9 protein-coding genes and 3 pseudogenes are annotated in these 13786 nt (G+C 42.7%); 5 read left to right on the top strand and 7 right to left on the bottom strand.

The window, feature by feature from the left end; translation table 11 throughout:
* Window positions 1–18: 18 nt before the first annotated feature.
* A complete protein-coding gene (yvcK, locus tag VY86_RS15205) occupies window positions 19–927 on the top strand; it encodes a uridine diphosphate-N-acetylglucosamine-binding protein YvcK (RefSeq protein ID WP_046975573.1) in 909 nt (302 codons plus the stop codon).
* Here yvcK and uvrB read toward each other — a convergent pair whose 3' ends face one another.
* A complete protein-coding gene (uvrB, locus tag VY86_RS15200) occupies window positions 928–2937 on the bottom strand; it encodes an excinuclease ABC subunit UvrB (protein ID WP_046975572.1) in 2010 nt (669 codons plus the stop codon). It abuts the gene before it with no gap.
* 1497 nt (window positions 2938–4434) lie between these two features.
* Between uvrB and VY86_RS15190 the strand changes: the two genes are divergently transcribed.
* The 3 genes and pseudogenes from VY86_RS15190 to VY86_RS24875 form a co-directional block, all read left to right on the top strand.
* Complete coding sequence (locus VY86_RS15190) at window positions 4435–5049, top strand: helix-turn-helix domain-containing protein (RefSeq protein ID WP_046975570.1); 615 nt, start codon at window positions 4435–4437, stop codon at window positions 5047–5049.
* Window positions 5050–5943: a queuosine precursor transporter gene (locus VY86_RS15185; RefSeq protein WP_046975569.1), complete on the top strand. Its 894-nt coding sequence runs from the start codon at window positions 5050–5052 to the stop codon at window positions 5941–5943. It begins immediately after the preceding gene.
* Between the two features lie 22 nt (window positions 5944–5965).
* Window positions 5966–6173: pseudogene (locus tag VY86_RS24875) on the top strand (ISKra4 family transposase); the annotation flags it as partial.
* Window positions 6174–6544: 371 nt separating this feature from the next.
* On the opposite strand, the gene bioD reads toward VY86_RS24875, so the two are convergent.
* From bioD to bioB, 4 genes are read right to left on the bottom strand one after another with little or no spacing between them, the layout of a single operon-like run.
* A complete protein-coding gene (gene bioD / locus VY86_RS15180) occupies window positions 6545–7225 on the bottom strand; it encodes a dethiobiotin synthase (protein WP_046975568.1) in 681 nt (226 codons plus the stop codon).
* Window positions 7218–7985 carry a malonyl-ACP O-methyltransferase BioC gene (gene bioC, locus VY86_RS15175; protein ID WP_046975567.1) on the bottom strand — a complete coding sequence of 256 codons (768 nt, stop codon included), beginning with the start codon at window positions 7983–7985 and terminating at the stop codon, window positions 7218–7220. Before bioC ends, bioD begins: the two co-directional genes overlap by 8 nt.
* Window positions 7969–9120 carry an 8-amino-7-oxononanoate synthase gene (gene bioF / locus VY86_RS15170; RefSeq protein ID WP_046975566.1) on the bottom strand — a complete coding sequence of 384 codons (1152 nt, stop codon included), beginning with the start codon at window positions 9118–9120 and terminating at the stop codon, window positions 7969–7971. The genes bioC and bioF overlap by 17 nt, the downstream gene beginning before the upstream one ends.
* Complete coding sequence (gene bioB, locus VY86_RS15165) at window positions 9120–10157, bottom strand: biotin synthase BioB (RefSeq protein ID WP_046975565.1); 1038 nt, start codon at window positions 10155–10157, stop codon at window positions 9120–9122. The genes bioF and bioB overlap by 1 nt, the downstream gene beginning before the upstream one ends.
* Before the next feature lie 94 nt (window positions 10158–10251).
* On the opposite strand from bioB, the gene bioA reads away from it, so the two are divergent.
* Window positions 10252–11523 carry an adenosylmethionine--8-amino-7-oxononanoate transaminase gene (bioA, locus tag VY86_RS15160; protein ID WP_046975564.1) on the top strand — a complete coding sequence of 424 codons (1272 nt, stop codon included), beginning with the start codon at window positions 10252–10254 and terminating at the stop codon, window positions 11521–11523.
* A 721-nt stretch (window positions 11524–12244) separates the two neighbouring features.
* On the opposite strand, the pseudogene VY86_RS25975 reads toward bioA, so the two are convergent.
* Together VY86_RS25975 and VY86_RS15155 are read right to left on the bottom strand one after the other, a co-directional pair.
* A pseudogene (locus tag VY86_RS25975) lies at window positions 12245–12365 on the bottom strand (DUF6392 family protein); the annotation flags it as partial.
* A 125-nt stretch (window positions 12366–12490) separates the two neighbouring features.
* A pseudogene (locus VY86_RS15155) lies at window positions 12491–13536 on the bottom strand (S-type pyocin domain-containing protein); the annotation flags it as partial.
* Between the last annotated feature and the right edge of the window lie 250 nt (window positions 13537–13786).

Below are 13786 nucleotides of genomic sequence, written 5' to 3'. Positions count from 1 at the left end.
GTCAGCAACAGGAATTCTATGCGAAACCGCACATTAGCCGATTTAGATCGGGTAGTTGCCCTCGGTGGAGGTCATGGCCTTGGGCGCGTTATGTCCTCTCTTTCATCATTAGGCTCCCGCCTGACAGGTATTGTCACCACGACAGATAATGGCGGCTCAACCGGCAGGATCCGGCGCTCTGAAGGCGGTATTGCCTGGGGAGATACCCGCAATTGTTTAAATCAGCTTATTACCGAACCCAGCGTAGCATCAGCAATGTTTGAATACCGTTTCAGTGGTAACGGGGAACTGGCAGGTCATAACCTGGGTAATCTGATGCTTAAGGCGTTGGATCATCTGAGTGTCAGACCACTTGAAGCAATTAATTTAGTCCGCAGCCTGCTGAAAGTGAATGCTCATCTTATTCCCATGTCTGAACAACCCGTTGACCTGATGGCGATAGATGATCAAGGCAACACCATCTATGGCGAAGTCAATATCGATCAATTGAATTGTATGCCACAGGAGTTGATGCTTTACCCCCCAGCGATGGCGACAAAAGAGGCGCTGGATGCTATCACTCAGGCGGACCTGATTATTATCGGGCCTGGAAGCTTCTTTACCAGTCTGATGCCATTGCTTTTACTTGAAGATTTAACTCAGGCACTACGCCGCAGCAACGCCAGTATGATTTATATTGGTAATCTTGGGAAAGAATTAAGTACCGCCGCCGCTGGGTTAACCCTGAAAGATAAACTGGAAATAATGGAAAATAAAATTGGCTGCCGGATGATCAACGCGGTCATTGTTGGCCCCTGTACAGATATCAGCGAACTTAGCGACCGGATTATTACTCAACAAATACTGGAAGCACAGGATATTCCCTACCGCCACGACCGTGAATTACTGCATCAGGCGTTAGAAAATACCCTGCAAGACCTTGGTTAATCAGGAATTGGCAATAAATTGCTCACGCAATGCCTGAACCTGATCCCGAACACTCGCCGCCTGCTCGAATTCAAGATCCTGCGCATGCTGGTACATTTTCGCTTCCAGCTCGCGGATTTTGTTTTCCAGCTCTTTGGCGGACAGCTTGCTGAATTCTTCCGGCGCAACCACCACCTTACTTCTGCCCTTCCCTTTGCTACCCGCAGGCTGACCAATTTGCAGAATATCACTGATCTTCTTATTCAAACCTGTTGGAACAATGCCGTGCTCTTGATTAAATACTTGTTGTTTAGCACGACGACGTTCCGTCTCCCCAATCGCTTTCGCCATTGAATCGGTGATCTTATCGCCATAAAGAATCGCCTTACCATGCAAATTGCGAGCTGCACGCCCAATCGTTTGAATTAATGAACGCTCAGAACGCAAGAAACCCTCTTTATCAGCATCAAGAATCGCCACCAGAGAAACTTCTGGCATGTCCAACCCTTCCCTCAGCAAGTTAATACCCACTAATACATCAAACTCACCTAAACGAAGATCCCGAATAATTTCCACACGTTCGACAGTATCAATATCTGAGTGCAAATAGCGAACCCGCTCACCATGTTCTTCCAAATATTCAGTTAAATCCTCCGCCATTCGCTTGGTCAGCGTAGTGACCAGCACCCGCTCATTTTTCACCGCCCGGATGCGGATTTCAGACAGTAAGTCATCAACCTGAGTGGTTACTGGGCGAACTTCTATTTCAGGATCAAGCAAACCGGTAGGACGCACCACCTGTTCCACGACATCCCCACCGGATTTTTCCAATTCATATTTACCCGGCGTGGCCGAAACATAAATTGTCTGTGGAGCTAGTGCTTCAAATTCTTCAAATCTCAGCGGGCGGTTATCCAATGCGGAAGGCATACGGAAACCATATTCCACCAACGTTTCTTTACGGGAACGATCCCCTCGGTACATCCCACCGATTTGCGGGATTGTCACGTGTGATTCATCCACCACTAACAGGCCATCAGCAGAAAGATAATCAAATAATGTCGGAGGCGGCTCTCCTTCTGCACGTCCGGAGAGGTAACGAGAGTAGTTTTCAATGCCGGAGCAGTAACCCAATTCATTCATCATTTCCAAATCAAACTGGGTACGCTGAGTAATACGCTGTTCTTCCAACAACTTACCGTTTGCCAGCAGTACCTTGCGCCGCTCCTCAAGCTCAACTTTAATCTCTTCCATTGCCTGAATAATACGCTCACGAGGAGTCACATAGTGAGTTTTCGGATAAACAGTATATCGTGGAACATGATATTCAATCTGTCCCGTCAGCGGATCAAACAGTGATAACCGTTCCACCTCATCATCAAATAATTCAACACGCAAAGCGTGCTCATCAGATTCAGCCGGGAAGATATCAATCACTTCACCGCGTACCCTGAATGTCCCCCGCTGAAATGCCTGATCATTACGGGTATATTGCAATTCAGCCAAACGCCGCAGAATGGCACGTTGATCGATAATCATGCCATTGGTCAGGTGGAGCATCATTTTCAGGTAGCTGTCCGGATCACCCAAACCATAAATAGCCGATACAGATGCAACCACGATGACATCCCGCCGCTCCAGCAAAGCCTTCGTGGCGGACAAACGCATTTGTTCAATGTGCTCGTTTACTGAAGCATCTTTTTCGATAAAAGTATCAGAACTGGGAACATAAGCTTCAGGTTGGTAATAATCGTAGTAAGAAACAAAGTACTCCACCGCATTCTCTGGGAAAAATTCCTTCATTTCACTGTAAAGTTGAGCTGCTAGTGTCTTGTTTGGCGCAAGTACCATTGTTGGCCGGTTTAAATTCGCTATCACATTAGCAATAGTGAATGTTTTACCTGACCCCGTTACACCCAACAGAGTCTGGTGGGCAAGCCCGTCCTCCAGCCCTTCCTGCAATCGGTGAATAGCCTCTGGTTGATCACCACCCGGTTGGAAGTCAGAATGTAATTTGAACACCTTACTCATAGATATCTCACTTTCCTAGCATTAAGCCGTCTATAATACTGGATAAAAAACCAGCTTCAAGTCAGTTTTGTAAAAACCGGCTCAATTTGGACCATTTCCCTATTAATTAAAAATTGGTTGACATCAAAATAAATACCATGTTATCCCCAAAATCACCTTGATTTTTTCATTTTTTATATAATCGACTGAAAGGTGACAACACAGGGCATCATCACTGGTCAAACAAGGCTTGATTTTAGTTATCTTATTGATATTAAATAAAATTAAAACAAAGACGAGAATAACATCAACCTTAATGAAAGCCGCGTATTTTCTTGCGTTACGCAACTTTTCTAAGCCTAATACACAAGGTTATCCACAGGAATAGTGGATAACTCTACAAACCCTATTAGCTGTATGAGGTTGCAGCATCATTCCACAAAAGAGGTATCCTCTACCAATAAAAATTTTTACTGTTTTTTTAAACAGCAACAAACCATACCGACTTCGCAGCAGAATTTTCATTCAATAGGAAATAACCGGTAAACAGTTTTCCAGTATCAAACCTGTTTACACCAGAAGAGATGGTGATAATTTTCCACCTGAGAAGAAATAAAATGAATATTTTCATTTCGATAATAAGGTTTATCACTGTTTTTTCTGTTTTCAGCAACAGTAGATTCAATATTATCGATAACATTTTTGGCTATACTAATAAGCATTCGCCAGAAAAATAAAACCACCTTATTGATATGAGTAAAACTCATCTTTTAACCAGGATATACAGTATATCCTTGATAAGTAAATTAATTCACATCAGTATTCCCCTATTTTACAAGATGAACTCCATAGAGAGCTTTAAAAAAACGATAGATACAAAAATATCAGATCTACACTGCCCTGGCAAAATGTCCAATATTCTGCTGGCTATTTTCGATCAAAAGACCTACTTTGTATCTATCATCCACAATTTCAATCTATTGCTGTTCCCAAGCATTTTTATATTGCCATTTCCCGGTGATTTAACTGTGTTACCATTTAATCAATTTACTAATTTAAGTCCTAATGTTTATTTCACTTCCTTATTTTACAGTGCTTCCCTAGTGCTAAAAGAAATAACCAGTGTTTAAACTCGAAGGTTGAAGTAGCTCTTCCCCGAGGGGTTTATAATAGGAATAATATTTTGGTTGATGCTCTCTAACTGCCAGAAAACACATCAACACAACTTAACATTATTGTAATGGGGTCCATAAAGTCAACATAAAAAGAAACATAAAGTTCATTTTTGTGTAAACTTTATAATGCATCCAACTTAATACTATGATTTAATTTTTATTTTTAAAATATAAATGTAACTCCACGCGCATTTTCCGACACAAGATGTGCTAATATAAATAGCCATAAAGATAATATATTAAAGTAAAATCAATAAACTATTACAGTGAGTGGCTTTCTCATACGGGACAATATCATTGAATAATATATAGTTATGCAGTAATTTTTACATAAAGGATTTTTATGAAAACGTCTAATGCACAGCGAAAAACAAATATCATTAAGAATATAGAGTATTTGATACGTACCCGTGGCGAAACCAAGAGTTCCTTTTCCAATCGAACAGGATTAACCCGTACAACCATTTATAAAATTCTGGAAGGGCAAGTTAATAACGTTCAACAATCTACTATCCTCCGGATCTCCGATTTTTTCGGTGTTTCCTGTGAAGAAATAGAAAATTATGACCTTGAACAACTAGAACGTCTCAATGAAACGCTTTCAACTGAAGGTAATAAAAATCCGTCAGCCATCCCCATCATTCCACAATCTGAATTTTTATCTGTTTCCGGGAAAAAGATAGGCCAGCTTGTTACCGAGTACCCGCTGACCTATTTCTTTGGCGATGAATCAAATATGCTGGCGATTAAAGTCGAATCGGAAATAGGGGATACATTTATACCCGGTGAGGTGATCATCATAAAACGCCCTCCCGCGTTAGTCACTAACACCCCATTACTGTACTACTCTAAAGACATCGGGTTCTTTATCCGGCAAGAGAAAGATGATGACAGCATAGACAGAAGATACCCTAAATACGCTCAATTTTTAGGTTATATCATAGGAGAAAGGCTATAAATGACCGCAAACCAGAAATTTAAGTTATTGGGATTTACACGGTACGGTAAATTATCAGCAAATATCATGGTACTTGCGACGGGCAAGACCATTACCATGGGGCTGAAAGAGCTGGTCGATAGTGATATTTCAGAAGATTTGAGCAGGCATGAACTCAGTACGCTATATCGGAAATTATACAGCCACAGCAACATTGTCACAGCTTATGAACTCGGGGATCGTCATGAGCGTTCGTGGCAAGCGTATTTACTTATCAGCGTCGCACTCAGTGTTATTTATATTTTCTCCACAATATGTGGTGTGAAGCCCATTCATATCCCTATTATTGATATCGTCACTCCGCCCGGCGTTTTTATTTACCCAATCACTTTCCTTCTGGTTGATATTCTAAACGAATTCTATGGGTTACGCCTGGCAAGAAGAACGATTATTATCTCCTTTGCCGCGAATTTACTGTTTGTTCTGGGGCTTTGGGCCACCGCACTGATGCCAGGTGTTCCCGGATGGGAGTTTGGTGTAACTTATAGTGGCATAATTAATAGTATTGTCTCGGTACTACTGGCATCATCTCTTGCTTATTTTATCTCTGAGAATATAAATTCGTATCTTCTTTGCAAAATAAAGTCTCTCACAAATTCAAAGTATCTTTTCCTCAGAGTGATAACCAGTACTGTCATTGCCTCGGCATTCGACAGTATAATATTCTGCTCAATTGCTTTTTATGGTGTTCTCAGTATCGATATCATAAAAGAAATGATTATTGCCCAATTTATAATTAAAGTCGTTTATTCTATTTTGGGTGTAGGCCCTATATACCTGGTAAGAAAGATATTCAGGCGTTATATAAACCAACCCGCAGATGACACAGTCAATAAAAAACTCGCCGAAGTATAGTATAGAAGGTATCTCTTAACGCATAGATGAAATGTTTACCTACATTGAGAATAACCCCAATTATGGAGAAATATACCGATATGGAGAAATATACCGATATGGAGAACCTATTTCCTCAGCGTTTGTCGAATCCACGATCAATGAAGTTGGCACAATTTGAGCATTGGTACTCTGGAGTAAAATTGGGTGAAGAAACAGAGAACTATTTAACCGCAGCGATCGCAGCATAGAATAATGCCCCACACTTTTCCATCCTTTCGTAATATAAACGAAAAAACCCCAGCTTAAGCTGGGGTCAAAATCCGAGGTCTTTGCGAAAGGTCATACACCATATAAGGCCATTGGTTCCTATCACCAACCTATCGGGTACTATACACTTCCAGTTTTCTATTATCAACACTACTCAAAAGCGACAAAATACATATATATCATCATATTGTAGGATAAACACTTATGCCAGATTCCGTGATTTATCGCCCTGATTTAATGGATCGCATACTTACAGAAAAACTTATCAGATTAGGTGAAATAGAGGTAGGTGTAACGGCTCGCGTTTGAAACCGGAATTTGACGCCCAATGGAACGAAAACGAGAGCATAATTCAATTAACCAATAATTTAAAATCTATATATTCACCTGAATAATTAAGATATTCTTGCGTTAAATGAGGAATAGTACCCAATAAAGGCGCAGGTAACATGCGTTCTAATGTCGCCAGATATTCTTTCTGACGCTTGCTTGCGGGTTCAACTTCATTCGCTATCCAACCCGCGAAATATAATCCTGAACTTCTGATAGCTTCTGAGGTGAGTATCGCGTGATTAATACAACCAAGTTTCACACCCACGGTCAGAATAACCGGTAATTGCTCTTTAATCACCCAGTCAGCAAAAGTCGCCGATTCCGATAAAGGCGTATACCAACCACCAGCGCCTTCGACTAAAACCCAGTCGGCTTTCTTTTCCAGATGATGCAGCCCCGCAGACATAACAGAAAAATCAATAGGTTGATTTAAATCAGCGCTAACAATGTGTGGTGATGTCGCTTCAACAAATACCAGCGGATTCACTTCCTCATATTGTAAAGGCACAGAACTGTTTGCCAATAATGCCAGTGCATCCGCATTACGGACACCTTCCGGTGTTATTTCACTGCCGGAAGCGACGGGTTTATAACCTGCTGTTTTATATCCTGCTTTAGTCGCAGCCTGTAGCAAAGCACAACTTACAACGGTTTTACCTACTTCGGTATCTGTACCCGTTAAAAACCAGCTCTTAGTCACGATAAATCACTCCAAAAACAACCTGATAGCTGAGAGGTAAATGTTTATCTTCCCGAGGGTAAGCCTGCTCCAAAGCAGTCAACCGACCACGGGTCATCAGTCCCTGTTGTCGCCCACAATGAAGATGAGTCGCTCCAATCCCTTTCAGGGAACCTAATAGTGGCAATATATGCGAATATTGTTGGCGATAAACCTGACTGATAAGACGGTGCCGAAAATCCTGACAGGCATCTTTAATCATCTGCTGGGGCAGAAAATGATTAATATGCTGATAGTTATCAACCGCACTCCAGGCTTGCTGCAATTCATGTAATGAGCCTTGGGCCAATGTGGAAAACAGAATCAATCCACCAGGGCGGGTTACCCGATAAAGCTCAGTTAAAACACCAGATAAATTATCGCACCATTGAACAACCAAATTACTGAAACAGATATCAACACTGCTGTCAGCAAGCCCTAAATGTTCAATATCGCCTTGCAGGTAATAATCTGCTGCCTGCTTTTCACGAGCATGAGCTAACATACCTGATGCCAAATCCAGCGCGATAACCTGTCTCCCCTGTTGCCGCCAGCGATGACTAAAAAAACCGGTACCGCAGCCGGCATCCAATACTACTCTGCCAGGATGCCCACTGATTTGTTGCATGAGGAATTCGCCGGTTTGCTGCTGCAATTTTGCTACCACATCATAATTGGCGGCAGCACGCCCAAATGCGCAAGCAACAGCCCGTTTATCGACACATTCAGCTACAGAACTCATATAGCGCCTCCGTCAATATATCAATATCTTGCTGCGTATGGCTGGCAGTCAGAGTAATACGTAATCTGGCACTGCCTGGCGGTACTGTCGGAGGACGAATCGCTTTAACCCAAATTCCTTTTTGTTGCAGATATTGAGATAAAGACACACTCAACTCATTATCACTCATAATCAATGGCTGAATCGCCGTAGTTGAATCTGTCAGGTTGAATGGCAATTTCTGTACCTGCCGGCGGAAGTCATCAATATTTTGCTGTAATCGTTGGCGCAGCTCATCACCAGATTGTATCTGCCGGATCGCTTCAGAAATCGCCTGTGCCTGCGCCGGAGGCATAGAAGTGCTGTAAATAAGATGACGGGCATACTGAATCAGATATTCTGCCGTCTGCTCATCGCAAAGTACCGCGGCACCACTCAATCCAAACGCTTTGCCAAAAGTGACAACCAAAATTTCCGGTTTTACTTTCTGTTGCCAGCAGCTTCCCCGGCCCTGTTCACCACAGACACCAATACCATGTGCATCATCCACCATTAGCCAGCTACCCGAAACGCGGGTTTGCTGATAAATATCGGCCAGCGGAGCGCAGTCGCCATCCATACTGAACACCCCTTCGGTCACCACCAGTGTTTTTCCAACACAGGGGTTTGCCAGTAAATCCGCAAGTGATGCAGGTTGATTATGGCGAAAACGACGTAATTGAGCGGATGAATGCATAGCAGCTTCCAACAATGAAGCATGACTCAGGCGATCGGCAATAATCCGATCCGCTTTCGTCATTAACGCTGCAATTACCCCCTGATTAGCAGAATATCCTGAAATAAAGAGTAATGCTTTTGGATAACCCAGCCAGTCAGCCAATTGTTGTTCCAACTGCTGATGAGCGTTTGTATAACCCGTAATATGGCCTGAACCCCCACTGCCAACACCATATTGTTCAGCCCCCCGCTGCCATGCGGAAATGACTGCGGGATTCGCGCTTAATCCCAGGTAATCATTACTGGAAAAATTAAGATATTTTCCTTCAGTGGTATACAGGAAACGCCCGTCTGATTGCTGATTAACCTGCCGCTGACGCCATAGAGAAGAGTCCCGACGCTCGGATAATTGCCGGGAAAGATACGCTGACCAATCCATTACAATGCCGCATTATAAAATTGTTCGTTATCCGCATTGATGATCGCTTCTGCCAGATGCTGTTGCTGCTGATTATCACCGAATGCTGTTTGAGTCTGTTGAGGGTTAATGCCCAATTTTCGGAACAGTTGTAAATCTTTATCTTCACCCGGATTAGGCGTAGTCAACAACTTACAGCCATAGAAAATAGAATTGGCGCCCGCCATAAAACACATTGCCTGCGTCTGCTCATTCATCTGTTCACGACCAGCGGATAACCGGACATGAGAAGCTGGCATCATGATCCTGGCAACCGCAATCGTGCGGATAAAATCAAAAGCGTCCACATCTTCGTTATCAGCCAACGGCGTGCCTTTGACTTTTACCAGCATGTTAATGGGTACACTTTCCGGCGGTTTTGGCAGGTTTGCCAGTTGCACCAATAACGCAGCCCGATCACGGATCTCTTCACCCAAGCCGACAATACCACCAGAGCAAACTTTTATTCCCGCATCCCGCACCTTATCGAGCGTATCCAACCGGTCCTGATAGGTCCGGGTAGTAATGATGTTGCCATAAAATTCCGGAGAGGTATCAAGGTTGTGGTTGTAGTAATCTAATCCCGCTTCCGCCAGCCGCTGCGCTTGTGAACCATCAAGCATACCAAGCGTCATGCAGGTTTCCATCCCTAATGCTTTGACTTCCTTAACCATTTTTTCCAGATAAGGCATATCCCGTTCATGAGGGTTTTTCCACGCGGCACCCATACAAAAACGTGTTGAACCTGCTTTTTTAGCCTTACGAGCAGAATCAATCACTTTCTCCACTTCCATTAACCGCTCTTTTTCAAGGCCAGTTTTATAGCGGGAGCTTTGCGGGCAATATTTGCAATCTTCCGGACAAGCGCCTGTTTTGATGGAAAGTAATGTACTGACCTGTACCTGCTGCGGATCAAAATGCATACGGTGAATCTGTTGAGCTTGAAATAATAATTCGAAAAAAGGTTTATCAAACAGTTCTTGTGCCTGCTTAATTGTCCATTGCTTACGTTCAATCACAATGACATCTCCAGTGTGAAAAAAGTCTCGTCAGTTTAAATAATGTCGTTATACTGTCAACCTATTTTAAATAAATTAGTTTACATATAGCCTTATGACTTCTTCCGATATTGAATTTGATCTGCGCCATATCTGGCATCCTTATACCTCTATGACCAAGCCACTTCCGGTTTATCCTGTTGTCAGCGCCTCTGGTGTGGAGCTGGAACTCACTGATGGCCGTAAGCTGATCGATGGCATGTCCTCATGGTGGTCTGCCATTCATGGATATAACCATCCGATACTGAATCAGGCAGCTAAGATTCAGATTGATAAGATGTCCCATGTCATGTTTGGTGGAATTACCCATCCATCCGCGGTCGCACTTTGCCGGCAATTAGTGGACATTACGCCACCATCGCTTGAGTGCGTCTTTCTGGCTGATTCAGGTTCTGTTGCGGTGGAAGTGGCCCTGAAAATGGCGTTGCAATACTGGCAGGCAAAAGGTGAGAAACGTCAGCGTATTCTGACATTACGTCACGGTTATCATGGTGATACGTTCGGCGCTATGTCTGTCTGTGATCCCGACAATTCGATGCATAATCTCTACAAAGGTTATCTGCCACCACATCTGTTTGCCGAATCACCTGAATGTGGATTTGATTCTCTTTGGGATGAACGGGATATCATTTCATTCCGTACTTTGCTGGAGCAGTATTCCAGTGATATTGCTGCGGTTATCCTGGAACCTATTGTACAAGGTGCCGGAGGAATGCGGATTTATCATCCTGAATATCTGCGCCAGGTCAGAATGCTCTGTGATCAGCATCAGATTCTGTTAATTGCCGATGAAATTGCCACCGGTTTTGGCCGTACAGGAAAATTGTTTGCTTGTGAACACGCTGAAATTGAACCGGATATTTTATGTGTGGGAAAAGCGCTGACTGGCGGCTATATGACGCTATCAGCAACGCTGACAACCCGTAAAGTAGCCGAAACGATCAGCAATGGTGAAGCTGGCTGTTTTATGCACGGCCCAACATTTATGGGAAATCCATTAGCTTGTGCTGTCGCAGAGGCCAGTTTGAAATTGTTGTTAGCAAGCCCTTGGCAACAGCGCATTAAATCGATTGAAAACCAATTAAGCACTGAGTTGATGCCATTAAAATTACATGCAAAAGTGGCTGATGTTCGGGTATTAGGCGCCATTGGGGTGGTGGAGATGAAACAACCGGTGAATATGGCAGTGTTACAACACCATTTTGTTTCTGACGGTGTCTGGATAAGGCCATTTGGTAAGCTGATTTATCTGATGCCACCGTATATTATTCAACCGGAACAGCTTTCATGTCTGACAAAGGCTGTTTTCAACGCAATTAATTTGTAGTTTGCTGTTAGTTATTTGCTCCCGCCACCCATTCTACGGATATGGCGGGAAAACGCTTTAATACTTATCTGTTCGGATAATATTATTTTACATGCAGGTTTCTTTTCAACGCTCTGTTAATGATTTATGATCTTTCGATTAAATGTAATTAATTCTCCATTTGAAAAGTTTCATTTATTTGATAGGCAGGCTTTAAACTGTTATTAAAAGTCATTTTTTAAACTTATGGATTTAATCGGTATAAAGTATTAACCGTTGTTTTTACCCCTTTTAACCTCTACTTTTTATTAAGTTTAATCATCATCGGATATTGTATTTTACGTTTAACCAATATTAATCATATCCATTTTTTATCTTTACTGACTCTGTTTTTTTCGGATAATCAACCCTTTTTTCAGGGCTTAAATCCTGCCAGATTAACTGTTTTATCCCTTTTTTATTGCTTTATTTTTTTATGGTTTTCTTCGTAAAATAACCGGCGAGAAAGCGCCTTAATACCCATCTGGTCGGATAGTATTATTTTACGCGAGGATTTCTTTTCAACTCTCTATTAATGGCTTATGATTCTCGATTAAATGCAATTTATTCTCCTTTTGAAAAATTGCGTTTATTGAGTTAAATCCGTCCTTGATATAAAAGCTTTAATAGGGTTAACGTAATTTATTTTAAATTAATTCCCTCACTATAAAACTCTTCCCTCCTCTTTTACCATTTATAATTAAATAATCTCATCACCCGGAAAACCATTTGGTTTAGTTTTATAAGGAATTTAATCCCTCATCAAAAATTTCCTCATAGGTTTTCTCCAAACTATTAATTAGGGCTTCAACGTTGACAATCACTATTTATACCCAAGATCTAGCACACATGGAACGAAAACAGATGTTAAATACGGATAGCGGTTTGTTAGCCGCTATCCGATGAAAGTAGAAAACTAGAAAGAATATTTATACAGAACGCTCAAATATCAACGCATGTACACGAAAATCAGCCAAATACAAAAAGCGAATCTCCGAGCAGGTAATTGTGCATTAAAGTTACTGTCTACCGCCGCTTTCAAGTCAAAGGCATCTTGAGTCTTTTTAGTTGCAGAATTACGGCCACCATAAGTTTCGCTATACTTTTGATGTACTTGCTTAGGAATAGCTATTGCAGCCCCTTTTCTCAAAGTAGCCTCCAACTGATCACCAGATAGTCTATGTCCATATTTATCTACCAGATATTTTCTAAGAGCCCCCTGAGACGGAATATGATCAATATCCATCCCATCGTTACGACTGCGTCCGGCCAGATCATGATATTCCCCCACTTCCAGCGGCTGCACCGGCGGCATATTCGGGATCGGGAAGATCAGAATATAATCGCGGAAATCCTTCTCTTCCGGCATCGGCAACGATTCAATATCGCTGCCCACTTTTTCCGGGATCGGCAATACGGTGATTTGCGACGGAATAAATGGCCGCTCTTCATTCCCGGTATGAGCTGGAACCTGAAACTCCTGTTCGTCCGGCGTCCATAAAATCGTTGGCCGGGTTTCTCCCGGCTCCCAGAATTCATAATTACCGGTGGTCCGATTCAGTGTCATCATACGAACCGGCACTTTATCCAGACCACTTTCCGGGCCGACGTGATACCCCTGAACCGTCATCCTGCCGCTTTTTTCATCTCTTATCCAGCGGAAACGCACCCGAGTCGGGGCTTTGCCAAACTGTTCAGCAATCTCACTCAGGCGATAGCGGTTTAAGTAGTCCTCTTCACCTTCATTCAGCTTCGGTGAATAAAACAATCCCATTAACCTGACCGTCAACGGATTCGGGGCCGCCAGCCAGCGCCCGGAGCTGGCAGCGCTACTGCCGTAGCAGCCGCTTCGGCCTTCGCTTTTCCACCACGAAACCAGCGCTTATACCACGGTAATTTTTTATCCTGCGGCTTATCCGGTTCAGGTGGGTGTTTCTTGCTCTGGGGAGGCGGTTCTGGCTTTTGCACCGCTACCGGAGCGGGAGATGACGGCACATTGGAGAAATTAGATTGATTGATTTTGGTAATTCATCATGATTATTAATATTTTTAATACAATTTTTCAGCAAAGGCAGGCATCACGAATGAATTTGCAATCAATGGCGACATCGGTTTTACACACCAAATGATTTTTGGGGAAGTCATATCACGCTAACGGGACATGAGCAGGTTTTACTTAAAAAATAGTCAGATCATTTTTGTACTCATCTTCATCAGTTCAAAGTGCTGACCAAAAGACCGGCAC

The organism is Photorhabdus thracensis (genome assembly GCF_001010285.1).
GTDB lineage: Bacteria > Pseudomonadota > Gammaproteobacteria > Enterobacterales > Enterobacteriaceae > Photorhabdus > Photorhabdus temperata.
The sequence above is the reverse complement of the archived record's forward strand: the minus strand, read 5'-3'. Positions and strand labels throughout refer to the sequence as shown.